Source organism: Albimonas sp., assembly GCF_055129145.1.
The window spans coordinates 1-23,975 of record NZ_JBSRTQ010000058.1 but is presented as its reverse complement, the minus strand read 5'-3'; the positions used below and the strand labels follow the sequence as shown (position 1 = coordinate 23,975).

Here is a 23,975-nt window from a genome sequence, read left to right as displayed (position 1 = left end):
TCCGGGAGGTGGAGCACATCATCGAGGAGCTGGGCGACTGGCAGGGCGCCGATCCGGCGACCGGCTTTCAGCTGGTGCGGACCGCGGATGGTCGGGTGCTGCGGATCGCGGATCTGGTGGATGACGATGCGGCACGGCGGGAGAAGGTCTCGACCGCGCTGAAGGACACATCCCAAAAGAACAACCGCGATCATGTGGACATCATCATCGCGCTGGGCATGGCCAAGGAGGGCTTTGACTGGATCTGGTGCGAGCACGCGCTGACCGTCGGCTATAGGGCGAGCCTGACCGAGGTGATCCAGATCATCGGCCGCGCCACCCGCGACGCGCCCGGCAAGGTCCGCGCCCGCTTCACCAACCTGATCGCGGAGCCTGACGCTTCCGAAGAGGCCGTGACCGAGGCGGTCAACGACACGCTCAAGGCGATCGCGGCCTGCCTGCTGATGGAGCAGGTGCTCGCGCCCCGCTTCAACTTCACGCCCAAGACCCCGCAGAGCGGCCCGGTCGAGGGTTTTGACTATGGCGAGGGGGGATACGATCCCGCCAAGACGAATGTCGGGTTCAACGAGGAAAGCGGCCAGTTCCAGATCGAGATCAAGGGCCTCGCCCAGCCGAAGACCAAGGAGGCCGAGCGGATCTGCCAGCAGGACCTCAACGAGGTGATCACCGCCTTCGTCCAGGACCGGACTGCGATCGAGCGCGGCATGTTCGACGAGGAGATGGTGCCGGAGGAACTGACCCAGGTGCGCATGGGCAAGATCATCAAGGGCAAATATCCCGAGCTCGACGCCGCGGATCAGGAGGCGGTGCGCCAGCACGCGATCGCCGCACTGAACCTCACGCAGCAGGCGAAGAAGATCATCACCGATGGCGAGGAGGCCGAGCGTGGCGGCAGCACGGCGCTGATCGACGGGGTTCGCAAGTTCGCGATGGATGTGCGCGAGCTCGACATCGACCTGATCGACCACATCAATCCGTTCGGCGAGGCCTATTCCATCCTCGCGAAGACCATGAGTGAAGAGAGCCTGAAGCAGGTCGCGGAGATCATCTCCGCCAAGCGCACAACGCTGTCGCCAGACGAGGCCAAGGACCTTGCGCTCCGCGCGCTTCGGTTCAAGAAGGAGCTCGGTCGGATGCCGGCGCTGACCTCGGCGGACGCCTGGGAGCGCCGCATGGCCGAAGGCGCGACAGCCTTCGTGCGGTTCAAGGATGAGGGACGTTATGAGTGATCCGGACCTCGACGACCTGCGCGCGGAACTGGACGAGTTCGCCAAGCCTCAGAAGGCCGGCGAGCGGTCGCCCCGGGAAGAGCGGATCATCGCCGGCTTCGAGGAGATCCAGCGCTTCGTCGACAAGCATGGCCGGGCGCCGCGGCATGGCGACGAGCTCGACATCTTCGAGCGTCTCTACGCGGTCAGGCTGGATCGGCTTCGCATGCTGGACGAATGCCGCTCGCTTCTGGAGCCTCTCGATCACCAGCGCCTCCTGGCCGACGATGACCCGGCGCCCGACGACGAGGACGAAGCGATCGACGTCGACGAACTTTTCGCCGAACTCACCGGCGCCGGCGCGGAGACGGACAGCATCACCACGCTCCGGCATGTCCGCCCGAGCGCCGAGAAGCGCGCGGCGGAGGACGTCGCCACCCGCCAGCGATGCCCGGACTTCGATCGTTTCAAGCCGATCTTCGAGCAGGTCCAGAAGGAGCTCTCCGCCGGCATCCGCGAAACGCGCCCCTTCGAACTGAAGGCCGACATCGAGCCCGGACGGTTCTTCATCGTCGGCGGCCAAAAGGCTTATGTCGCCGAGAAGGCCGAGGAATTCACCAACGCCCAGGGACGCCGCGACGCCCGGCTCCGGGTGATCTTCGACAACGGCACCGAGAGCAACATGCTGATGCGGTCGCTCCAGCGCGCGCTCAACGAGGATGATGCCGGTCGACGGATCACCGAGTCCACCGCTGGACCCTTGTTCGAGGACAGCAGCGCCGACGGCGACGAAGCCAGCGGGACGATCTACGTGCTACGCAGCAAGTCGGACCTTCCGATGATAGTGCAGAACCGTGATCTTGTTCATAAGATCGGTGTGACCAACCTCAGCGTTGAGAAGCGCATCGCAGGCGCTCGACTCCAGCCGACATTCCTGATGGCCGAGGTCGAAATCGTCGCGACCTACGAGCTCTTCAACATCAATCGCACCAAGCTGGAAAATCTGATCCACCGCATCTTCGCCCCAGCACGACTGGACATCGAAGTCATGGATCGCTTCGGGACGCCGGTCGTCCCGCGCGAGTGGTTCTTGGTGCCACTTCCTGTAGTCGATAAAGCTGTAGAACAAATAAGAAACGGAACGATCCAGCAGTTTGTCTACAACCCTAGAGAAGCGGAATTAGTCCGTCGGGCGTAGATAGGCGCTCACAAACGGGAGGCCACGCGGGGCGTAAACTATACAGAATTCTGCAAGAAATTATTTACCCAATAGACGTGATCATTCTTGACAGTAGTCGGGAAGCACGAATTTCAGGGCGGCTTTCTGTTCGAAGGCTGCATAGCGGCCGTGGGAGAAGCGCGGACAATCCCGAGCTAGCCCTATGCTGATCAAAGTCTCCGCGAGGTCGACGCCTTCGTGCTCGCAGACTGCGACCAGCCTGTCGAAAGAGCGTTCGCCCGTCAGCCGGCAGTCTACGCGTTCGCCCTCGACGAGCTTGCGCATGGCGTCGGCGGCCTGGGGGCCACCTTGCTCATTCAGCTCGGGGGCATGAAGCCCGGATAGCCGCAAAGGCGTCGTGCCCACGACGATCGTGTCACCATCGCGAACGTGCGTGACGATGTCCGAAAGGTTCTCCGCCTTGTCGCCGAGAAGCTTTGTACCGAGATCGCTTGGCCCGACGCCGCCACCGGACTTGGCCGCGTCGAAACGCTCGAGGAATGATGTCTTGTCGGCGTCTATGTTGAAAACGACCCTGCGTGAACGCGCATGGTCCTCAACGCCGTCCACCACGATCCGTCGCGCGGAGGAGTAGCCGACGGCCGCGAGCCTGTCGCGCGCCCAGGCGCCGATCGCATCCCCACCGACCGCTTCCAGACAATGTGCGAAGACGGCTCGGGCGCGAGCCTGACTCAGGCCGAGGTTCTGAAGATATGCGGACTGCGGCGCGAGATCCTGCCATTCCGACGAGGCATGCCCTTCGATCTGCACGGAAGACAAGGAATCTCCGGCTTCGTGAAGGATCTCGAACCAGGGTCGACAGAACCTGTCGAGGAACGTCCCCATCTCGGGCGTGAGGGTCGCCTTGCCGGCCGCGAACAGCAGCGCGTCCGGCAGGATGACATCGCCGCTCTCGGTGATCTCCCCGCCCATTTCCGCGACGAGCCGGCCGGTCCGAGCACGGATGCGCTCCGCTACCGCGCGCTCGATCCCCCCGACAGTGTCGCGATCCGCAGCCATCTGCTCCGCGAGCGCGATCGCCTTTGCGACCTCTGCCGGCGATTTACCCTCGGACAAGGCTTGCGCCCATTCGCTGAGCGGAGCGCGCTTGCTCAGAGCCTCAAGCTGATCTCGACCTTTGCTTGATAGGTCTTTGAGCGCTTCCTTGACCGCTGGCATCTGCTCCAAGGCATCAAGCGCCTCGAGTCGCTCCAGCAAATCGCGGTAGTCCTCGAGCCGAACCATGTCCGTGAGGCGGCGGCGCAGGTCCGGTGGCATTTTCGTTGCGGCTTCCGCTAGCAGGCGGATCTCTTCCTCCGCGACCAGGCGGCTGGCATCCTCCAGAGTTTTCACGCGAGCCTGCGGCACGACGGCGGCGCCGGAGGCCAAGGCGGTCAAGTCCTTCTTCGGGACGTCGCGGAGGTTCAGGAGATCGCCGAGAACGCCGTCGGTTGCCGCCTCGCTGACCGAGACAAGCTGAGCCGGGGTCAGAAGCTCCAACACGCGGGTGCGCTCCGCCTCGGCGAACCGCCACACCATAAGCAGCAGCAGAAGCGCGAAGGCTATGAGCATGAAGCTCTCCGCCACCGTGAACCCCATCAGGGCGCCTCGGCGATATTGCGAGCTGTCGCCGTCATGCGGGCCGGGCCGGAGGCTCATCGACGACCCCAGCCGAAGAAGCCGGATTTGGGCGCCGGCTTCGGCTGCTCTACGGGCGGGTTGGCTGGGGCTTGCTCGACGCGGGTCGAATCATCCTCAGACGGCGTGGCAAGCGTATCCACGGCCGTGTCAGGAGATGACCTCTCGTCCTTGAGCGCCGGGTTGGCCACTGGCTTCTCGGCGTCAGGCGCAGGCGCAGGCGATCCGCTGGGAACGACTGCCGGGGACGGCGGCGCAACCGAACGCAAAGGTGTGACTACGGGTGCGGGCTCGGCGACCGGCTCGGCGTTGGCCTGGGGGGCGGCGACCGTCGCGGGCTGCAAGGGCGGCCGAAGCGCCCCGAGCTTGGCGACGGCACGCTCGAAGGCCTCCAAGGCTTTCTCGGACCGCCCGCCGACTTCTCTCGTCATGGTCAGGCTTTCCTCCGCCAGCCGCGCCGAGTCCTTGATCAGCTTCGCAATGTCCGCAAGGCGGGCGTCGTGACCCTCGAAAACCTCTTCGAAGCGGTTGGCGGAGAGCCTGCTCGCAACGGCTTCCATCCGGGTCGCGAAGGCCGTCGAGGCGGCCTCCAGGGTCTCGGCGGCGCGATTGGAGGAGAGCTTGCTCGCAGCGGCGTCGATCCGGGTCGCGAAGGCCGTCGCGGCGGCTTCCATGGTCTCGACGCCGCGGTTGGAAGAGAGCTTGCTCGCAGCGGCGTCGATCCGGGTCGCAAAGGTCGCCGAGGCGACTTCCATGGTCTCGGCGGCATGATTGGAAGAGAGCCGGGTCGCGACGGTTTCCAGCTGACCCGCATAGGTCAACGACGCGGCTTCCATCGCGCTGGCGGCGCGTTTCGCCGAGCCTTCGATAGCCGGCGCCGCGCTTTCAACATCCGCCGAGAGCCGCTCCATCGCTTTCCGGAAGCGGTCCGTCGAGCTTCGAACGTCGCGCAGACCGTCTTGCAAGGTCTGCCCGGCCGCGACGCCTTCCTCCGCGAGTTCCGCCATCCGATCCGTCAATTGGGCGAGGGCCTCGGTCAGATCGTGCGCGAAGCCTTCGAGGGTCGCGCGCGTGCGCTCGGCGGACTCGCGCGTCGTGGTCTCCGACTGCTCGGCGATCCGCTTCGTCATGTCTTCCACGGCGCCCAAGGCCTTGGTCACCGCGTCCGCCGTCGCCTTGTGAAGCGCCTCGGTGCTGCGGCGCGCTTCCGCCTCGATCGCCGCCCGATGCGCTGCAAGGGACTTGGTGGACTCGATAATGAGGACCGCATGATGTTCGGTCAGCTTCTGCTCGATCTCCACCGCGAACTGCTTGAGGTCGGTGGTGCTCTGGCCAAGCGCCGTTCGAAAGTCCCGGGTCGCGTCGCTGAGCGCGATGCGTGTCTCGCGGTCTTTCGCCACCATGTCCGGTCGGAACTGGAGCAAGAAGAGCCGCAGGATCACGCCGACAATGGTGGAGCTGAGCGCGATGCCGAAGCCCGAGACGATGTCGGTGACCAGCTTCGTGTTCTCGGGTGAGCCTGCAATTCCGTGCAGCGTATAGGCGAGACTGGCCAAGGTGAAGATAAAGCCGAGGTAGTAGCAATTGTCTCCGATCGCTTCCGGCTCGAGCCGGAGGCGACCGACAAGCCACGTGGCGAACACATAGACCAAGAGCACCCCGGCCGAGAACAGAGCGGGCATGACCGGCGGAAAGTCCAAGGTCTTCAGGACGATGCCACCCGTAACGCCGCCGACGGCGGCTACCATCAGGGCGAGCTTGTCGAACAGGTCGCGGGCCGACACTCCGTGAATGCGGCGGGCTCGAGAGGCGTTGGCCATGCTGGCCCCTTTAATCGGCCGGCGACCTCAGAGGTCGCCGATGGAATGAACTTCGATCTTCGCGACACCTTGCGCGTCGAAATATCGGCTCCAGAAATCGTCCACGTTCTTCGCTGGCGCGCGGGGACGTGGGATGCGGAGCAGGACAACGTCAGCGCCGCTCAGCGAACGGGCGAAGCGTGCGGCGGCGCCGGACATCTGGAAGCTGCGCCAGTCGTCGCCGCGGTAGAAGCTCATCAGCTCGCCATGCTGCATGAGGTCCGAAAACAGGACCACGCTGCGCGGCCCCTCGAACGTCAGGAAGCCAGGCGCCGTGGAAACAGCAGCTTGCAGCGACTCCATGATCGGGGAGCTTTCGGCGCCTGCCGATGACAGCATCGCTTCAAGTTGTTGCGCCAGCGGCTTCTGGAAGCCGTCACGGTAACGGGCCTCGATCTGCCCAGGGTTCTCAGAAAGCTGACTGGCTTCGGCGCCGGAGCGCGGCTTGCAAAGCGAAAAGGCAATGCGACCCTTCAGGTTGGGATCTGGGCTGATCAGGGCCAGCGAGATCCTCGTCCCGGGGGCCGCTTCGGCAATACGTTTGTCGATCAGGGCCCGTGCCGCGGCGAGCTGGCCGGGTTGCACCGGATCGGTCATGTCCACGACCACCAGCATCTGGCTGACGGGCCCCTCCCTGGGGCACAGCGTGGTCTCGTCGAGGTTCTCCGACTCCGCCGTCGCGCGGAGATAGACGAACGCTCCTAGTCCCAGCACCGCTGCGGCCAGCAGAAGCCCCCCCAGAATCTTCTGAGTCATTTCGCCACGACGGCCGCGGCGACGCCTGCTCCGCGCCATCAGGCGGCCTCCCCGGATGCACGGCTCTGCGCCGCTGCCGCGCCCGCCTCGATATCGCTGACCCGCGCATGCGAGCGGCAGGCAAGGTCATAGGCGTCGAAAATCTGCTTCACGGCGTCTTCGACGGCGGTCTCGATCCGCGCGACGGCGTCTTTCGCCCGGGTTTGCTGCGCGTCGGCCTCATGGAGGTCCTTGATGCCGGGGAACTTGTATGTCTGCGAAAACTGTGCCGGGGCGGGGGTGCTGCGCGCTCGGGCATTGGCCTCGCGATACATCCGCAGCAGCGCGTTCGCCGTTTCTTCGCAGTGGTTCAGAAAAGCGTCCCGGTTGCCGGTAAGGCCTTGCCGCGCGTAGGCGACATGCACGGTGTCGTTGATCTCGGTGCGGGCTATGTCGCCGGCGTTCTCCAGATCGCGCTTGGCATCATCGCGCTTATCTAGAAGTTCCTCATGCGCGGTCTCGACGTTGTCTGAATAGGCATGCCGAGCTGCGCGCAGCGCGCGGTGAACGCGACCGAACCCGGGATACGGGTCGTCGAGACGGAAGCCTTTCCAGAAGCAGATGATCGAGACGAACCCACCAACCCCGACCAGCAGCCAGGACTCGATGCTCTGGAGCACAAAGGGCGATATCTGGAACGTGGCCAGAGCGGCGACCGTGGCCTCGTCCCACGGGCGGCCATCGGCCGCGTCGCGAAAATGACCGACCGCAAGATTGAAGCCGACGAGAAAGGCGAGAAACAGCACGAGCGACACTAGGCCGGCGAGCTTTCCAAGGTAGTTGCGATGCACGAGCCACCGGCTGAAAAATCCGAAGAGCGTGCAGAAGCCGACATTGACCAGCGAGATCGCGAAAGCGGTGCTGGCGCCGCCGATCCAGCCCAAGGCGTTGCTGTTCGCGAAGAAATAGGCGTTCGCGCCCCCCTCGCCCAGGAACATGAAGGCGAACAACCCGATCGTGAGCACGAAATGAGAGGGCTCGACGGCGCCACGCTCCGTCAGTCGATGCCGTCGGCGGAAGGCGTCGTATTCCGCGCGCCTCTGCTCCAAGTTTGCGCTTTCGTTGGCGAGACGGTTCTCCCAGATCTGGGCGCTGGTCTCAAAGTTGGTGCGCGCGGTGGAGGCCTCCGCCTCGATCCGAGCGCGCGCATCGACGGCCCGCGCGAGGCGTTGCGCGTAGACCTGCATATGCTCGTCATAGGTGTTGAGCCCGCGGCGCCGGTGCTTGTCGACCTCGCCGACGATCTCGGACTCGACCTGATCAAGTCCGGCAACCTCGGTGGCGGGCAGATCGTCGGCGCCGCGACTTGCGCCCAGCGCCGCTGGCTTCAGGCGAGACGCCAAGGTCTCGATCTCCAGATCGGGGAAGACGGAATCGCCAGGTGCGAAGCTGTTGCTCTTCGCGCCCTTGGCCAGCCCCTTGATAGCCGAGAACATGCGGCCTCGCTTCGTGCATATGGTGTCGTCGCGCGCGAGCATCGCGGGGCGAGTCTCAATTCATTAACAAACGGTTAATACATCCCAAGCTTGATTGACGGCAAGAGGGAGCAGCTATCGGTCGCGTGGCGGGGAACTGCCTTCCTCTGGTCATGGGAAGAATCGGTCAACTGCTTGGCCCTATCTGGACCTACATACGGCTTGTAGCGACGCGACGCCATGTAGGCCGCCTAGCGGAGCAATGAAATTGCGGGCGACATCTCCAAGTTATTTTGACACTATACCAATAATCAGAGATCAACGGCTAATCGATCTGCGAATGCCCCACGGTCGCAGCGTCTGCCGATCGACACGAGTGCGCCTTGGCTGACTACATAGGTCTTCAGTCCGACAACTTTCGCCCGAAGCGCTCCGCCGCATCCCTCAGCGCCCCGTCCGCCAGATGCGCATACCGCTTCGTCGTCTCCGCAGAGGTATGCCCCAGCAGCCGCCCTACGATCTCCAGGCTCAGCCCCGACGACACCAGGTGCGAGGCGAAGGTGTGGCGGTTGTCGTGGCGGCGGTAGTCGCGGATCTCGGCCATCTCCAACAGCGAGGTCCAGAACCGCTTGATCTCGCGCAACGGCTGGCCCTCGACATTGCCGGGGAAGAGCCAACCGGTCGGATCGTTGCGGCCCTCGGTTAACCGGAGCAGCAGGTCGGCGGCGGGGGCGCTCAGCGGGACGTGCTCGGTCCGCTTCTGCTTGGTCTGGTGCGAGGGCTTGGTCCAGACGCCGCGATCGAGGTCGAAGTCGCCGACCCGGGCGCCCAGCACCTCGCCCAGCCGCGCGCCGGTCAGGACCTGCAACTGCGCGGCGCCGGCGGCGCGGCGGTTGGGGTGACGTTCCAGCGCGTCCCAGAGGCGGGCGAGTTCGGCCTCGCTGAGCCAGCGGTCGCGCTTCTCCTCCGGATTGCGGGCGATGCCCTTGGCCGGGTTATCGGCCCGCCAGCCCCAGGACATGGCGAGGCTGAACATCTTCGAGACCAGCGCCAGCAGCCGGTTGGCCTGGTAAGGGCGGTCGGCGAGGGCGGCCCGCAGGTCCTCGACCTCGCGCCGGGTGACCTCGGCGACCTTCCGGCGTCCGAGTTTGGGAAGGATGAAGCGGTCGATCAGCGAGCGGTCGTTGCGGATGCTGTTGGGGCGCTTGTTGGGAATGGCGTGGCGGGAGAGGTAGTCGTCGCAGAGGTCGCTCATGGTGGGGGCGGCGCGAGTGGCGGCGCGGTCCGCGACGGGGTCGCCGCCGCGCATGGCGTCGGTCAGCAACGCCCGGGCCTGCTTTTTGGCCTGGTCGAAGCTGAGGAGCGGGCCGTGGCGGCCGATGGTGGCGCGGCGGGACTCGCCGGTGACGCGGTGGCGATACTGGACGATGTAGCTGCGCACGCCGCTGGGCTTCACCCGCAGGCCGAAGCCCGGGAGCGCCTCATCCCAGACCACGATCTCGCGGGGGCCGGGCTCGATACGCTCGACGATGGTGCGGGTGAGCTTGCGGGTCGCCATGCTTGCCTCCCTGCGGCGCGGTAAGCGCGGGGTAAGCAGGAGGTAAGCGGGATGGGGAGAAATCGCAAGAGGCGAAAGGGAAGCAGCGAAGCCATGTCATCATATTTTTCGTGTATTTATAGGATGATAACGCGGAAACGCGAACCGGATCGAAGTGCCCAGAAAATACGCACCGCCGACTTTTAATCAGCTGGTCGTGGGTTCGATACCCACCCCGCTCACCAATTTTTTCAATATCTTAGATGAAATTGTCAGGTAGCGCAGCGCGTACGCGTCACTGCTGTGTCACGACAACGCCCTAGCTTTTCGCGAGTGATCCATACTCGAACCTCCGGTCACGCGACATTCGGATTTCGCGTAGAGCCGAGCAGGCTATACTGTGCAGTCGCGGATTTGGCCGAGGGACTGCGGTGGACCTTTAGAGCATATTCTCATCACTCGGAGACATAGCCTGCTGCAGTGCAGAAGTTCCGGCATTCGTTCGGGTCAAAGGCATCGAGCGCAGCTCAGACGGCGAGCCAGAGCGTGTCGCGTATCCTCGCGGCGATATTTCGGAGCAGCGCGTTGCGCTTCGAGAAGGCGTTCTCGATCGAGTTGAAGTGTAAGCGATGGGGTGGACGCCCCCCGGCGGCATTTGGTGAGCCAAGGTGGCGGGTGTTGAAGCACCGCTACGAGGAGGTCGCCCATGAAAGAGGTCGGCATCATCGGCCTGGATCGGGTTGAACTCGGGGCTGGACGGCGGAAGGAAGCGCCGCGCCGCGCCGGCGGCCTCGATCAGGGCGCGGACCCTCGGCCTCTTATGGCTGGAGAGGTTGTCCATCACGACGATGTCGCCTGGCCGCAGGTCCGGGACCAGCCCGCGTTCGACATAGGTCTCGAACGTCGCGCCGTTGATCGGCCCGCCGATCAGGAAGGGCGCGACCATGGTCAGCCAGTTGACGGCGAGCGTGATGGCGAGGCCCTTCGGCTGCTTCACGACGTCCTGCAGGCTGTGCGGGACCACACCGACCATCATCGGGCAGACCATCGCCCAGATGAGCACGGCGATGACGAGGTTTGCGCTGGCCACCTCGGCGGCGACGACCGCCTCTGCCAATGCAGGGCTGCGGTTCCGATCGCGATGCCGGCCAGCATCGCAAAGGCAATCCAGACGGTCAGCTCGCGCTCGAATACGCTCATTCCGGTGCGGCCTCCGGGGGCTCGGGACTGAGCCGACCGGACGCCAGTGCGGAGAGAACGACCATGGCCGTCGCCGTTCCGAGCATCAAGGCGAGGCCGCCCACCTGATAGGCAAGCCCGGACAGGACCGTCCCGAGAAGCCGCCCGCCGGCATTGGCCATGTAGTAGAAGCCCACATCCATCGTCACGCGCTCGACCTTCGTGAAGGCGAGGATGAGGTACGAGTGGAGCGCGGAATTCACCGCGAAGACCGCGCCGAAGATGAGCAGACCAGCCACCAGCGTGGCGGTGAGCCAAGGCTGCGGCTGGGCCGAGACAAGCGCCGCCGCGGTCAGCGCCGCCGGGATCGCGGCCAGCATCCAGGCCCAGCGGCGCGCCTTGTCGACGAGATCCCGCTCCGGCGTCCTGGCCGCGCTCAGGAGCTTCGGCGCCAAGGCCTGCACAGCGCCATAAAGGATGATCCAGAGCGCCATGAAGGCGCCGATCAAGAAGAAGGCGACGCGGTCGCCGTCTTCCGTCCCGTCGGACAGCACGGCGTAGAAGTAGATCGGGATGCCGACGACGAACCACACGTCACGGGCGCCGAACAGGAACACCCGCGCGGCCGACAGCCAGTTGACGTTGGCGGATTTGGAGAAAACCTCGGAGAACTTCACGCCCTTCCGGCCCCGGGGCAGGCCCGGCGGCATGGCGATCAGCACCGCCGCGAGGATCGCCGCCAGGACGGCCGCCATCGCGAGAACAGCGAAGGCGAAGCCGACCGTGGCGAGGAGCCCGGCGCCAAGCAGGAAACCCAGCCCCTTCACCGCGTTCTTCGAGCCGGTGAGGATCGCCACCCATCGGAAGAGGCCGCCATTCTCGGTCGGCGCGAGGATCTTCACCGCCGACTTCGAGGACATCTTGGCGAGGTCCTTCGCCACCCCGCTCGCGCCTTGCACAACCATGACGAACGCGACCGAAAGGCCGATGGCCCAGTCCGGGTCGAGCTGCGCCAGCGCGATCAGCGCAACCACCTGAAGCCCGAGACCTGCGTAAAGCGTCGAGGTCAGCCCGAAGCGCGCCGCGATCCAGCCGGCGGAAAGGTTCGTCGCCATTCCGGCGATCTCGTAGAGCACGAAGAGGTAGGCGAGCTGCACCGGCGTGAAGCCAAGCGTGTGGAAGTGCAGCAGCACCAGCATCCGAAGCGCGCCGTCCGTCAGCATGAACGCCCAGTAGGCGGCCGTGACGGCGATGTAGGCGGAGAGGCCCTCGGGACGCTGGCTCACAGCGACGCCCCCACCATCAGTGCCACATCGACGAGGCGGTGCGCATAGCCCATCTCATTGTCGTACCAGGCGTAGATCTTCACCTGCGTGCCGTTCACGACCATGGTCGAGGGGGCGTCCACGATGCTCGACCTTGGGTCGTTGGTGTAGTCTGCCGACACCAGCGGGCGCTCCTCGTAGCCCAGGATGCCCTTGAGCGGCCCCTCGGCGGCGGCCTTGAAGAGCGCGTTCACCTCGTCGACGGTCGTCGGCCTCTCCACCTCGAAGACGCAGTCGGTGATCGAGGCGTTCAGGAGCGGCACGCGCACCGCATGGCCGTTCAGGCGGCCTTTCAGCTCGGGATAGATCAGCGTGATCGCAGCGGCGCTGCCCGTGGTGGTGGGGATCAGGCTGTTCAGCGCCGAGCGCGCGCGGCGCAGGTCCTTGGAGGGGCGGTCCACGATGGTCTGGGTGTTGGTGACGTCGTGAATCGTGGTGATCGATCCGTGGCGAATGCCGATCGCCTCGTGGATGACCTTCACCACCGGCGCGAGACAATTCGTCGTGCAGCTGGCCGCCGTGACGATCCGGTGCGCCGAAGGATCGTAGATATCGTGGTTGACGCCGTAGACGATGTTGGCCGCGCCGCCGTCCTTGACCGGAGCCGAGACCACCACCTTTTTCACACCCGCGTCGAAATAGGGCGCGAGCTTTTCCTCGGTCTTGAAGACGCCGGTGCAGTCGATGACCACATCCACCCCGTCCAGCGGCAGCGCCGACAGGTCCCGCACGCCCATGAACGGCAGCCGGACCCCGTCGACGGTCACGCTTTCGGCGTCATGGTCGAACGCGGCGCCCCATCGGCCATGCACCGTGTCGAATTCCAGCAGATGCGCATGCATGGCCGGATCGCCGACCGCGTCGTTGATCCAGGCGATCCGCGCGCTGCGCTCGAGAAGAAGCTTGAGCGCCAGCTTGCCGATCCGGCCGAGGCCGTTGAGGGCGTAGACGGTCATATGCGCGCACCGGCGCCGGCCTGGCCGATATCGTCCACCGCCTTCTGGAGCGAGAGGCGATCCAGCGAGGCGATCGGCAGCGCCGCGAAGGCCTTGATCCGGTTGTGCAGAGCCCCGTAGGCCTGATGAAAGGCGAGGCTCTTGTGCGCATCGGTCCCTTCGGCCTTCACGGGATCCGGCATGCCCCAGTGGGCGCTCACCGGCTGGCCCGTCCAGGCCGGGCATTCCTCGTTCGCGGCCTGGTTGCAGACCGTGAACACGAAGTCGAACTTCGGCGCGTGCTCGCCCTGGAACTCGGCGAGGTTCTTGGCGCGCAGGACCGAGATGTCGTGGCCCTTCTGCGCCAGCACGTCGAGCGCGAAGGGGTTGAGCTCCGACCGCGGCCGGGTGCCGGCGGAATAGGCCTCGAAGCGGTCGCCCGCCTCCTTCCGGAGGATCGACTCCGCGAAGATCGAGCGGGCGGAATTGCCGGTGCAGATGAAGAGCACCTTGTACTTCTGGTCGGACATGGGCGGGTTTCCTCTGGCGGAGGGGAAAGAGACGGGGAAACAGAACTCCGGCCGACCGCGACAGCAATCGAGGAGCAGGTAGTCGAAGGTGCGCCGCACCTCCGTCATGGCGATCTGGTAGCGCAGTGAAGTCCCCACACGCTCCTGCGAGACCAGCCCGGCCTGGCTCAGGGCCGAAAGGTATGCCGAAAGGGTCGACGCCTTGAGGTCCAGCGCCTCCGCCAGTTCTCCGGCGGGCACGCGGTCCGGGTACCGGCGCATGAGGAGCCGGAAGACGGCCAGCCGCTGCGGATGGCCGAGGATGGACAGGCGGGAGGGGATCATTTCTTCCATATTTCATAAATATCAGAAATATGGTTTCAGGCAATCTTCCGGCGGCGTCGTCGCAAAAATTTCACGAGCAGTTTCGCGCCTGCTCCCGCATCACGGCCTGGTCGCTCAGCATCTCCGCAGTCGCCGTCCCCTCGGGCAGCAGGGCCGGCTCTTCCGCCATCCGCTGACCCTGCCCCCTTCACGCCCTCGCTGATAAGTTAGTGGTGTTGCCTGGCCGCGAGACGTCCAGGATCACGCCGTGCCGATAGGCCCGCAGATCCAGGACGCGCGAGACGAATTCGCTGCCCTGACCGACCCGAATCGACCTCGGGAAGCCGGATCGCCAGGATCGCCCCTTCCTTCGCGCGCATGGTCGACAGGCGCTCGCCCAACGCCGCCAACTCAGACCCGGTGAGCGTTCGGTCCCGCGCTTCCTCAACGGCCTTCTCTATGCCGCGCGCGGGATTGCTGTGCTGCGGTCGCCAGCCCCAATCCTCGCAAAGCCGGAACAGCTTGGAGCAGAGCGCCAGCAGGCGGTTCGCCGAGACCGGCGGCGCCGGCGCTCCCGTCAGCGTCTTTCCCCGAGCACGTTTGCGGCCGTCGACAGGGGAGGATTCGAGCATCCGTTCGATATCGCGACGGGTCACATCCTGGACCCGCAGCGGGCCCAGCGCCGGGCGCAGGTGTCGCGCTATCTGGCGGCGGCATTCCGTCGCCGTTGCAGACGCCATTCGCCCAAGCGCCTCGCGACGCGGGATATACTCCGCCTCGAAGCGATCCAGCGCGTCCGCAACCGTGGGCAACGTCCGTCGCTCGCGCCGCTCCTGCAACGGGTCCGCACCGTCTTTGGCCGACTGCCCAACTCAAATGCCTTGGCACGGGCCTTCTCCAACGAAAGCGCGCCGACTTGCCCTAAAGTCATCCGTCGTCTTCGGCCGTCGACATAATAGTCGAGCACAAAAGCCTTTGCGCCCGCGCGCGTGATGCGCAGGCCGAGGCCCTTGGCCGTCCCGACCCCCTCGTCACGGGACCGAACGCCTAACGAAAATCCGCCTCCGGAAAACCCCGCGCGGTTCACCATGCGGGTGGACAAGCCTCGGCGTCCCGATGAGAGTTTCGCCCAAGGCGACAGGCGGGCCGACGGCTCGCCCCCCTTCCCCCCCGCGCCGCAGGCCGGCTCCCGGCCACGGTCCGCGCCCCAAGGAAAGACGCGACACATGACGGACACAGCCGAATACACGCCCCCCGAAGTCTGGACCTGGGACCGGGAGAGCGGCGGCCGCTTCGCCTCGATCAACCGGCCCATCGCCGGCGCCACCAGCGAAAAGCCCCTGCCCGTCGGCGAGCACCCGTTCCAGCTCTATTCGCTGGCCACCCCCAACGGGGTGAAGGTGACGATGATGTTCGAGGAGCTGCTGGAAGCCGGCCACACCGGCGCCGAATACGACGCCTGGCTGATCAAGATCGGCGACGGCGACCAGTTCGGCTCGGGCTTCGTCGAGATCAACCCGAATTCCAAGATCCCCGCCATGGTCGACCGTTCGGGCCCCGAGCCGGTGCGGGTGTTCGAGAGCGCCTCGATCCTGATGCATCTGGCCGAAAAATTCGGGGCGTTCCTGCCCGCCTCCGGCCCCGCGCGGACCGAGACGTTGAACTGGCTGTTCTGGCTGCAGGGCTCGGCCCCCTATCTTGGCGGCGGCTTCGGGCATTTCTACGCCTACGCGCCCGAGAAATGGGAATACCCGATCAACCGCTTCGCCATGGAGGTCAAGCGCCAGCTCGACGTGCTGGACCGGCAGCTGGCGGAGCGCAGGTTCCTCGCGGGCGACGACTATACCATCGCCGACATGGCGACCTATCCCTGGTACGGGCAGCTCGCCAAGGGCCTGCTCTACGGCGCGGGCAAGTTCCTGGCGGTGGAGGACTACAAGAACGTCAACCGCTGGGCGGACGAGATCTGGGCGCGCCCGGCCACCAAGCGCGGCCGGCGGGTCAACCGGGTGATGGGCGACGAGGCCGAGCAGATGGCCGAGCGTCACAGCGCCGCCGATTTCGACAAGACATGAGCGACGCCGTCCCGCCCGGGGGCGTCCCCGGGCGGGACGGGACGATCAGGCCACGCCGCGGGCGCGCAGCCCGGCGATGTCCTCGGCGCTCAGCCCCAGTTCGCCGAGCACCTGGTCGGTATGCTGCCCCGCCTCGGGGGTGGGCGAATGCAGCACCGCCTCGGCGCCCGAAACGTGGATCGGCTGGTTCAGCACTTTCAACGTCCCGCGCTCGGGATGCGTGACCTCCCCCACCAGCCCCAGATGCCGCACCTGCGGGTCCTCGAAAACCTGGTCGATGGCGTTGATCGGGCCGCAGGGGATGCCGGCGGCGAGGAACGCCTCGGTCAGATCCGCCGCCGTGCGGGTCGAGGTGATCGCGCAGATCAGCGCGTTCAGCTCCGCCCGGTTGGCGAGCCTATTGCGCGGCGTGGCGTAGCGGGGATCGTCGGCGAGGTCGTCGCGCCCGATGATCGTGCAGAACGCCCGCCACATGCGGTCGCCGCTGGCCGCGATGTTCATCGCCCCGTCGGAGGTCGGGTAGACCCCCATCGGCGTCGCGGTGGGGTGGTCGTTGCCCGCCTGCCCGGGCACCTTGCCGTCGATCAGCCAGCGCGCCGCCTGGAAATCCAGCAGCGCCACCTGGGATTGCAGAAGGCTCGACTGGATCCAGGCCCCCTCGCCGGTCCGCCCGCGATCCAGCAGCGCCATCAGGATGCCCATGGCGCAGAAGAGCCCGGCCCCGATGTCGGCGACCGCGATCCCGGCCCGCACCGGCCCTTGCCCCGGCAGACCGGTGATCGACATCAGCCCGCCCATGCCCTGCGCCACCTGGTCGAAGCCCGGCCGCGTCGCATAAGGCCCGGTCTGGCCGAAGCCGGAGATCGAGCCCATCACCAGCCGCGGATTGCGGGCATGCAGCGCCTCCCACCCCAGTCCCAGCCGGTCCATCACGCCGGGGCGGAAATTCTCCACCAGCACGTCGGCGCCGTCCGCGAGGCGCAGGAGGATCTCGCGCCCCTCGTCCGCCTTCAGGTTCAGGGTCAGCGAGCGCTTGTTGCGATGCAGGTTCTGGAAATCCGAGGACGCCCGGTCGGCATAGCCGGAGGCGTCGTCGGGCGGTTCGATCTTCACCACGTCCGCGCCCCAGTCGGCGAACTGCTTCACGCAGGTGGGGCCGGAGCGGATGCGGGTCAGGTCCAGCACACGATAGTTGTCGAGCGGGCCGGTCGCGCCGGGAAGGCTCATGCGCGGATCTCCTTGCCGCCGACGAGGGGGTCGCCCTCGATGCCGCCGACGAGGGGGTCGCCCTCGATGGGCACGATGCGTTCCGCCGCGATGGCGACCCAGACCGGGGCGCCGGTCTCGAACACCTGTTCGGCGGGGGCGGCGGCGCGCAGGGGCGGGCCGCCGGTCTCCAGCTGCAGACCGTAGTCCCAGCGCTCGCCGAGGAACACCCGCTCCCCGATCCGGGCGGGGATGTGGATCACGCCGGGGATCTCGGGCGCGCCCGCCCCGTTGCGATGGGCGAGGCCGAGGTTCTGGGGGCGGACCGAAGCGAGCACGGCGCCGTCCGCCCCCGCCCCGGGCGCGGAGAAGCCGGCGAAGTCCAGCTGACCGGCGGACCTGCGCCCCTCGATCAGGTTGGTGCGTCCGATGAATTCCGCCGCGAAGCGGGTGCGGGGTCGGGCGTAGAGGGCGTAGGGCGTGTCCACCTGCTCGATCCGGCCGGCGTTGACCACGGCGATGCGATCCGAAATCGCCATCGCCTCGGCCTGGTCATGGGTGACGTAGACCGTGGTGATGCCGAATTCGTCGTGCATCCGCTTGATCTCGCCGCGCATCTCCTCGCGCAGATTGGCGTCGAGGTTCGAGAGCGGCTCGTCCAGCAGCATCACCTTGGGCTGGACGGCGACGGCGCGGGCGAGCGCCACACGCTGCTGCTGGCCGCCCGAAAGCTCGGACGGATAGCGGTCGGCGAGATGGTCGAGATGCACCACCTCCAGCATCCGCAGGGTCCGCGCCTTCACCTCCGCCGTCGGCAATTTTTTCATCCGCAACCCGAAGCCGACATTCTGCGCGACCGTCATGTTCGGCCAGATCGCGTAGCTCTGGAAGATCATCGACATGTCGCGGCGTTCGGGCGGCAGCGAGCCCTGAGGCGAGGATATCTCCCGCCCGTCCAGCACGATCCGCCCCGCGGTCGGCGCGATGAACCCCGCGATCATGCGCAGCGTCGTGGTCTTGCCGCAGCCCGAAGGCCCCAGCAGCGACAGGAATTCCCCATCCTGCAGGGTCAGCGACGCCCCGTCGACCGCAAGAAAACTTCCATAGGCCTTGGTCAGCCCGTCCAGGATCAGCTTGGTCATCATCCGTTCCGGCGCAGCATGAAGTCCCGGCCCAGCAGGCGCATCCCCACGGCGACCACCGCGGTGGTGACCACCAGAAGGGCGACGCCCATGGCGGCCAGCGTCTCGAAATGCCCCTGTTCGGACATGTCGAGCGTGAGGATCGAGATCACGCGATTGTTGTGGCTGGTCAGGAACATGGCCGTCGAAAGCTCCCGCGAGCAGATGACGAAGACCAGGATCCACACCCCCAGCAGCGATTTCTTGAGCACCGGCGCCACCACCTCGCGCAAAGCGCGCAGGGTGGAGCCGCCGTGGATGCGCACCGCCTCCTCCAGCTCGGGGTTGAGCGAACGCACCCCCGACGCGCAGGCCACGAAGGCGATGGGCAGGAAGCGGGTGACGAAGGCCATGATCACCAGCGCGCCGGAACCGTAGAGCGACATCGGCGGACCGGCATAGGCTGCGTAGAAACACACCGCCAGCACGATGCCCGGCACCGCCACCGGCGCGACCGCGAGGAAGGCGAGCCCCCCCGAGAACGGCAGCAGCCTGCGGATCACCAGATAGGCGGTGACGAAGCCGAGCGCGGTGCAGAGCGTGGCGGAGACCAGCGCATAGCTGACCGTGTTCCACATCGCCTCGCGCACCGTCGCCTGCTCGAACAGCACCGCCCGGTAATTGGCGAGCGTCAGGTTCTCCCAGCTCGGCGCCCTTGCCCAGGCGATGGAGAAGGAGGTCGCCACCAGCATCAGCGCCGGGAACACCACCGCCATCAGGCTGACCGCGATCCCGTGGCCCACCAGCAGCCAGCGCCAGCGTCCGATCCTCAGCGGCTGGCGCGCCCCGCCCTTGCCGCCGACCGCCACATGCCCGCCGCGCAGCATCAGCCGCTGGGCGACCAGCATGACCACCGTGATCAGCACCAGCGGCGTGGAGAACGCCATGGCGAGCTCGATCCGCGCGGGATATTCGAAAAATGTGGTCAGCTGGGTGGTCGCCACGTTGAAGCGCGCCGGAATGGCGATCAGCGCCGGCGTCCCGTAAAGCGCGATGGTCTCCAGGAACACCAGCATCCCCGCGCCCAGGATCGCGGGCAGCGCGAGGGGCAGGGTCACCGCCCAGGTGGCCCGCATCGGGCCGGCGCCGTGGATGGCGGCGGCCTCCTCCATCTCGGAGCTTATCAGGTCCATCGCCGAGGTGGCGAAGATGAAGATCAGTGGAAACACGTTGAGCGCGATGACGAAGGCGAGCCCCCAGAACGAGAAGATGTCGAACAGCTCGCCCTCGCCCCCGGTGATCCCCCGCCAGGCCTGGTTGAGCCAGCCGGCGTTGGGCCCGGCCAGCAGCATCCAGCCGATGGCCCCCAGAAACGGCGGCATGATGAACGCCCCGATCACCCCGTAGCGGAACCACTCGCGCCCCGGAATGTCGGTGCGCGACACCGCCCAGGCCATCGGCAGCGCCATCGCCATCGACAGGCCCACCGTGGCGAAGGCCAGTTGCAGCGTATGCCAGTAGGCGGTCAGGTAGCGGTCGCGCCCGATGATCTCGGCGAAATTCCCCAGGGTGAAAGCCCCGGTCTTGGGGTCCGAGAACCCGTCGATGAACAGGCGCGACAGCGGGTTCACCACCAGGAAGATCAGCAGCGCCGCCAGCCCGATCCACAGGATCAGGCTGCGGTCGATCCGCGGCGGCTTCCAGCCCCGGCGCACGCGCGCCGAGGCTTCGATATCGGTGTCGGTCTGGGTCGCCATCAGGCGCCTCCCGTCAGATGCGCGCCCATCAGATGCCGAACGTGTCGCGGAACTGCTCGGCGACCTCTTTGACCTCGGTCTGGATCTGCTCGAGCGTCGCCTGGATCACCGGGATCTCGTCGAGCGATTTCACGCCGGGCATCAGCGCCACGCCCGGGCGGATCGGGGTCGAGAATTCCGAGGCGATCAGCTCGGCGTTCTCCACCCCCAGCAGATGCTCGACGAAAAGCCGCGCGGCCTCCGGGTGCGGCGCATCCTGCATGATGCAGGTGGCCGAAGTGATGATGACGGTGCCGTCGGTGGGGTAGACGTTGGCGATCGGGTTGCCCTTGGAGGCCGAGATCAGCGACGACGCCGCCGGCCCCGCGCCCACCCAGGCCTCGCCCGAGGTGCAGGCGGTCACCACGTCGATGGAGGAGCGGCCGATATGGGGCTCCTGCGCCTCCATCTTCTCGAAGAAGTCCCAGCCGTAGAGCTCGCGCATCTTCACCGCCCAGATGCCGACATAGCCCGAAAAGCCGGGATGCCCGATGGCGACCTTTCCCTTCCATTTGGGGTCGAGCAGGTCCGGCCAGTTCTTCGGCGCGTCGGCCTCGGACACCTTGTCGGTGTTGTAGACGATGCACATCGGCCCGGCCCCGGTGGTCAGCCACGCCTCGTCCGGATCGGCGTCGCGGAAGGACGCGATCACCTCCTCCTTGCGGATGGGCGTGTAGGAGGCGAGCAACCCCCTGCCCTTCAGGTCGGCGGCGTGGGCCACGTTCGAGGTGGTGAGCACGTCGCAGCTGTGCACGCCGGAATCGATGTCCTGGTTGAGCCGCTGCCAGGCCACGGAAGCGGTGGAGCGGACCACGTTCACCTTGATGCCGGGGAACGCTTCGGTGAAGGCGGCGCCGACCTTCTCGGCGGTTTCGGAGGAATAGGGGACCACGTACCAGGTGACTTCGCCCTCCGGCCTGGCGGTTTCGTAGAGCCCCTCGATCGTGCCCGCGGCGCGCGCCCCGCCCGGGCGCAACACCGCCGCCGCGGCGAAGGCGGCGCCCCCGACCACGAAGGCGCGGCGGCCGAAGCGGCCCGAGATCAGGCGCTGGATGTCATCGTCGAGCGCGTCGTCGCGGCGATCTTTCGTCATGTGGATTTCCTCTCCTCCCTTGCGCCGACTTTTCGCCGGACGCGATTTTTATGCGCCCCCCCGACTTCGCCCGGGCGGCTTCGTCCCATCCGCGACGGGCGGAGGGGTCAGTCCGCGGCGGCGGCGTCTTCCCGCCGTCGCGCGTCGCGGCCCAGCGCCGCCACCAGATCGGCGTAGACCCGGCCGCCCGACAGGATGTGGTCGCGCATCGCGGCGCCCGCGGCGTCGGGGTCGCCCGCCAGGATCGCGGCGACCACCGCCCCGTGCTCGTCCCAGGACCGGATCACCCGGGCGCGCTGGTAGAGGCTGGAGGCGTGGTAGAACGCCATGCGCAGACGGGTCTGGCGGATCAGGTCCGACAGGTATGGATTGCGCGCGCCTGCGTATACGCATTCATGAAAGCCGGCGTTGGCCTCGATATAGGCTTTCGAGTCCTGCTCCAGCGCCGCGGGGCGGCTGTCGAGATGCGCCTGCTCCAGCGCCCGGCGCTCGTCCTGCGGCATCCGGCGGGCGGCGAGCGAGGCGGCCTCGGCCTCCAGCGCCGCCAGCGTCTCCATCATCGCGATGGCCTCGTCGGCGCTGGCGCCCGCCACCACGGCGCCGCGACGTGGGCTCATCCGCACCAGTCCGGCGGCGGCGAGCTGCAGGATCGCCTCCCGCGCCGGCGTCCGCGACACGTCGAACCGCGTGGACAGGGACCGTTCGTCGATGGTGTCGCCCGGCCGCAGCGCGCCGCTGCCGATCTCCCGTTCCACCTGTTCGCGCACCTGGTCGCTCGCCCGGATCATGCGTCGCCGTCTCCCATTCGATTCGAGGACATTATGCGGGGTACGGGGCGTCTTGTGGACTCGAAAAGAGTCATCGGTGTTCATTGATGGCATCTTGCGTATGCGGATGGCGGATTCCATGCTGCACGCAGAACAAGGGGGAGGACCCGACATGAAAACCCAGGCGATCCGGATACATGCCCATGGCGGGCCCGACGTGATGCGGCTGGAGGCGGTGCAGATCCCCGCCCCCGGCCCCGGCGAGGCGTTGGTGCGCAACACCGCCATCGGCGTGCAATACGCCGACATCTACGAGCGGGAGGGCGACCATGGCGGACCGCATTCCGCCAAGCCGTTTCCGATCCCCATGGGCCACACCGCGGCGGGCGTGGTCGAGGCGCTGGGGCCGGGGGCCGACGGCCCGGCGGTGGGCGCCCGGGTCGGCTATGTCGGCCCCGCCTCCTATGCAGGCCACACGCTGGTCCCGGCCTCGCGGCTGGTGGAGATCCCGGACGACGTTTCGGACGAGGTCGCGGGCGCCTATCTGCTGCGCGGGCTGACCGCGGAATACCTGCTGCGCCGGCTGCGCCCGGTGGGGCCGGGGGTGACGGCGGTGGTGCATGCGGCGGCGGGGGGCATGGGCCTGCTGCTCGGCCAATGGGGGGCGATGCTGGGCGCCCGGATGATCGGGACGGTGGGGGGCGCGGCGAAGATGCCGGTGGCGCTCGCCCACGGCTACGACGCCGCCATCGACTACAACGCCGAGGATTTCGGCCCCCGCGTGATGGAACTGACCGAGGGGCGCGGCGCCGACGTGATCTATGACGGGATCGGCAAGGCCGCGTTTCTCAAGTCGCTCGACTGCGTCCGGGTGCGGGGGATGGTGGTCAGCTACGGCACCGCCTCGGGCAATGTCGGCGAATTCGACCTGCAGCGCCTGCACTCGAAATCCATCGTGGTGACGCGCCCCACCCTGCGCAGCTGGATCGCCGACCCGGACGAGCTGCGCGCCGCCGCCGCGGCGCTTTTCGCGGCGCTGGCCACCGGCAAGATCGACACCCCGATTTCCCAACGTATGTTGCTTTCCGAGGCCGCCGAGGCGCACCGACTGCTGGCGGGCCGCGGCCTGCCCGCGCCGGTGGTTCTGGTTCCGGAGGGCGCATGATGGGGCTGGTGCTTTATCACTCGCCGAAATCCAGCGCCTCGCGTCGGGTGCGGCTGTTTCTGGAGGAGAAGGGGGTGGCCTATGAGGGCCATGTCATCGACCTCTCGCGCCAGCAGCAGCACTCGGCCGAATATCTCGCGATCAACCCGCTCGGCGTGGTGCCTTCGATGGTCCATGACGGGCGGCCGCTGCATGAAAGCGGGGTGATGTGCGAATATCTCGACGCGGTGTTCCCCGACCCGCCCCTGCTGCCGGCGGATCCCTATGACCTCGCGCTGATGCGCAACTGGGTGCGCCATGTGGACGGGCTGATCGGCAACCTGATCCGCTTCAATTGGCGCCACCAGTTGCAGAAGAAAGCCGAGGCGATGACCGATGCGCAGTTGCAGGAGATGCTCGACCGCATCCCCAGCGCCGAGCGGAAGGAGGCCTGGCTGAGGGTCGCCCGGAAACCCTACACGGAAGACGAGCTGGCGGAGTCCCGCGCCGCCCTCGTGGGTCTGCTGGACGAGATGGAGGGGATGATCGCCGCCAAGGGCTCGGGCGGCTGGCTGATCGGCGGGGCCTATTCGCTCGCCGACATCGCGGTGGCGCCCTTCGTGCGGCGCATCGACGAGGAGATCGCGCCCGACGAGATGGACCCCGCCCGCCGCCCCGGCGTCGCCGCATGGTGGGCGGCGCTGCAAGCCCGCCCCGCCTATTCCCGCGCCGATTTCGGACCGTTCGTCTGAGGGCCCGAAGGCGGGAGCCGCGCGTCGGCCGCGGCGCCCCTCGCGCCGTGGCGCCCGCGCGAGATCGGAAGAGCGTCG

Annotated in this window: 19 protein-coding genes and 2 pseudogenes; 5 read left to right on the top strand and 16 right to left on the bottom strand. The window is 66.9% G+C overall.

Annotated features, from left to right (window positions below; all coding sequences use genetic code 11):
* Positions 1 to 1,229: DEAD/DEAH box helicase (locus tag ACTB72_RS10950; RefSeq protein ID WP_463037029.1), on the top strand; the 1,229-nt coding region annotated here is incomplete at its 5' end.
* Positions 1,222 to 2,406: a GIY-YIG nuclease family protein gene (locus ACTB72_RS10945; RefSeq protein ID WP_463037028.1), complete on the top strand. Its 1,185-nt coding sequence runs from the start codon at positions 1,222 to 1,224 to the stop codon at positions 2,404 to 2,406. The genes ACTB72_RS10950 and ACTB72_RS10945, both read left to right, overlap by 8 nt.
* A gap of 81 nt (positions 2,407 to 2,487) precedes the next feature.
* On the opposite strand, the gene ACTB72_RS10940 is transcribed toward ACTB72_RS10945, so the two are convergent.
* From ACTB72_RS10940 to ACTB72_RS10890, 11 genes and pseudogenes are all read right to left on the bottom strand, one after another.
* The gene (locus ACTB72_RS10940; protein WP_463037027.1) at positions 2,488 to 3,999 is read right to left on the bottom strand and encodes an OmpA family protein; all 1,512 of its coding nucleotides are present in this window, start codon (positions 3,997 to 3,999) and stop codon (positions 2,488 to 2,490) included.
* 83 nt (positions 4,000 to 4,082) lie between these two features.
* A complete protein-coding gene (locus tag ACTB72_RS10935; RefSeq protein WP_463037026.1) occupies positions 4,083 to 5,885 on the bottom strand; it encodes a hypothetical protein in 1,803 nt (600 codons plus the stop codon).
* 27 nt (positions 5,886 to 5,912) lie between these two features.
* Positions 5,913 to 6,719 carry a hypothetical protein gene (locus ACTB72_RS10930; protein ID WP_463037025.1) on the bottom strand — a complete coding sequence of 269 codons (807 nt, stop codon included), beginning with the start codon at positions 6,717 to 6,719 and terminating at the stop codon, positions 5,913 to 5,915.
* A complete protein-coding gene (locus tag ACTB72_RS10925) occupies positions 6,719 to 8,155 on the bottom strand; it encodes a hypothetical protein (protein ID WP_463037024.1) in 1,437 nt (478 codons plus the stop codon). The genes ACTB72_RS10930 and ACTB72_RS10925 overlap by 1 nt, the downstream gene beginning before the upstream one ends.
* Before the next feature lie 382 nt (positions 8,156 to 8,537).
* Positions 8,538 to 9,692 carry a tyrosine-type recombinase/integrase gene (locus ACTB72_RS10920; RefSeq protein WP_463037023.1) on the bottom strand — a complete coding sequence of 385 codons (1,155 nt, stop codon included), beginning with the start codon at positions 9,690 to 9,692 and terminating at the stop codon, positions 8,538 to 8,540.
* Positions 9,693 to 10,407: 715 nt separating this feature from the next.
* Positions 10,408 to 10,614 (bottom strand): annotated as a pseudogene (locus ACTB72_RS10915) (transposase); the annotation flags it as partial.
* 253 nt (positions 10,615 to 10,867) lie between these two features.
* Entirely contained in the window at positions 10,868 to 12,136 is a 1,269-nt protein-coding gene (gene arsJ, locus ACTB72_RS10910) for an organoarsenical effux MFS transporter ArsJ (protein WP_463037022.1), read from the bottom strand.
* Positions 12,133 to 13,131, bottom strand: coding sequence for an ArsJ-associated glyceraldehyde-3-phosphate dehydrogenase (locus ACTB72_RS10905; protein WP_463037021.1), 999 nt, complete (start codon positions 13,129 to 13,131; stop codon positions 12,133 to 12,135). The genes arsJ and ACTB72_RS10905 overlap by 4 nt, the downstream gene beginning before the upstream one ends.
* On the bottom strand, positions 13,128 to 13,973 hold the full coding sequence (locus ACTB72_RS10900; RefSeq protein ID WP_463037020.1) for an arsenate reductase/protein-tyrosine-phosphatase family protein: 846 nt from the start codon (positions 13,971 to 13,973) through the stop codon (positions 13,128 to 13,130). The genes ACTB72_RS10905 and ACTB72_RS10900 overlap by 4 nt, the downstream gene beginning before the upstream one ends.
* 196 nt (positions 13,974 to 14,169) lie before the next feature.
* Positions 14,170 to 14,289 (bottom strand): annotated as a pseudogene (locus ACTB72_RS10895) (IS3 family transposase); the annotation flags it as partial.
* A 354-nt stretch (positions 14,290 to 14,643) separates the two neighbouring features.
* Positions 14,644 to 15,033: an Arm DNA-binding domain-containing protein gene (locus tag ACTB72_RS10890; RefSeq protein WP_463037030.1), complete on the bottom strand. Its 390-nt coding sequence runs from the start codon at positions 15,031 to 15,033 to the stop codon at positions 14,644 to 14,646.
* Positions 15,034 to 15,169: 136 nt separating this feature from the next.
* Between ACTB72_RS10890 and yghU the strand changes: the two genes are divergently transcribed.
* A complete protein-coding gene (gene yghU / locus ACTB72_RS10885) occupies positions 15,170 to 16,018 on the top strand; it encodes a glutathione-dependent disulfide-bond oxidoreductase (RefSeq protein WP_463037019.1) in 849 nt (282 codons plus the stop codon).
* Between the two features lie 45 nt (positions 16,019 to 16,063).
* Here yghU and ACTB72_RS10880 read toward each other — a convergent pair whose 3' ends face one another.
* The 5 genes from ACTB72_RS10880 to ACTB72_RS10860 all read right to left on the bottom strand — a co-directional run bounded on the left by ACTB72_RS10880 (position 16,064) and on the right by ACTB72_RS10860 (position 22,022).
* Positions 16,064 to 17,245, bottom strand: coding sequence for a CaiB/BaiF CoA transferase family protein (locus tag ACTB72_RS10880; RefSeq protein ID WP_463037018.1), 1,182 nt, complete (start codon positions 17,243 to 17,245; stop codon positions 16,064 to 16,066).
* The gene (locus ACTB72_RS10875; RefSeq protein WP_463037017.1) at positions 17,242 to 18,366 is read right to left on the bottom strand and encodes an ABC transporter ATP-binding protein; all 1,125 of its coding nucleotides are present in this window, start codon (positions 18,364 to 18,366) and stop codon (positions 17,242 to 17,244) included. Before ACTB72_RS10875 ends, ACTB72_RS10880 begins: the two co-directional genes overlap by 4 nt.
* Entirely contained in the window at positions 18,366 to 20,102 is a 1,737-nt protein-coding gene (locus ACTB72_RS10870; RefSeq protein WP_463037016.1) for an ABC transporter permease, read from the bottom strand. Before ACTB72_RS10870 ends, ACTB72_RS10875 begins: the two co-directional genes overlap by 1 nt.
* Positions 20,103 to 20,130: 28 nt before the next feature.
* Positions 20,131 to 21,234 carry an ABC transporter substrate-binding protein gene (locus ACTB72_RS10865; protein WP_463037015.1) on the bottom strand — a complete coding sequence of 368 codons (1,104 nt, stop codon included), beginning with the start codon at positions 21,232 to 21,234 and terminating at the stop codon, positions 20,131 to 20,133.
* Between the two features lie 107 nt (positions 21,235 to 21,341).
* Positions 21,342 to 22,022 (bottom strand): GntR family transcriptional regulator, encoded by a 681-nt coding sequence (locus ACTB72_RS10860; RefSeq protein WP_463037014.1) that lies wholly within the window; start codon positions 22,020 to 22,022, stop codon positions 21,342 to 21,344.
* A gap of 151 nt (positions 22,023 to 22,173) precedes the next feature.
* Between ACTB72_RS10860 and ACTB72_RS10855 the strand changes: the two genes are divergently transcribed.
* A complete protein-coding gene (locus tag ACTB72_RS10855) occupies positions 22,174 to 23,166 on the top strand; it encodes a quinone oxidoreductase family protein (RefSeq protein WP_463037013.1) in 993 nt (330 codons plus the stop codon).
* A complete protein-coding gene (locus tag ACTB72_RS10850) occupies positions 23,163 to 23,897 on the top strand; it encodes a glutathione S-transferase family protein (protein WP_463037012.1) in 735 nt (244 codons plus the stop codon). The genes ACTB72_RS10855 and ACTB72_RS10850 overlap by 4 nt, the downstream gene beginning before the upstream one ends.
* Positions 23,898 to 23,975 lie beyond the last annotated feature (78 nt).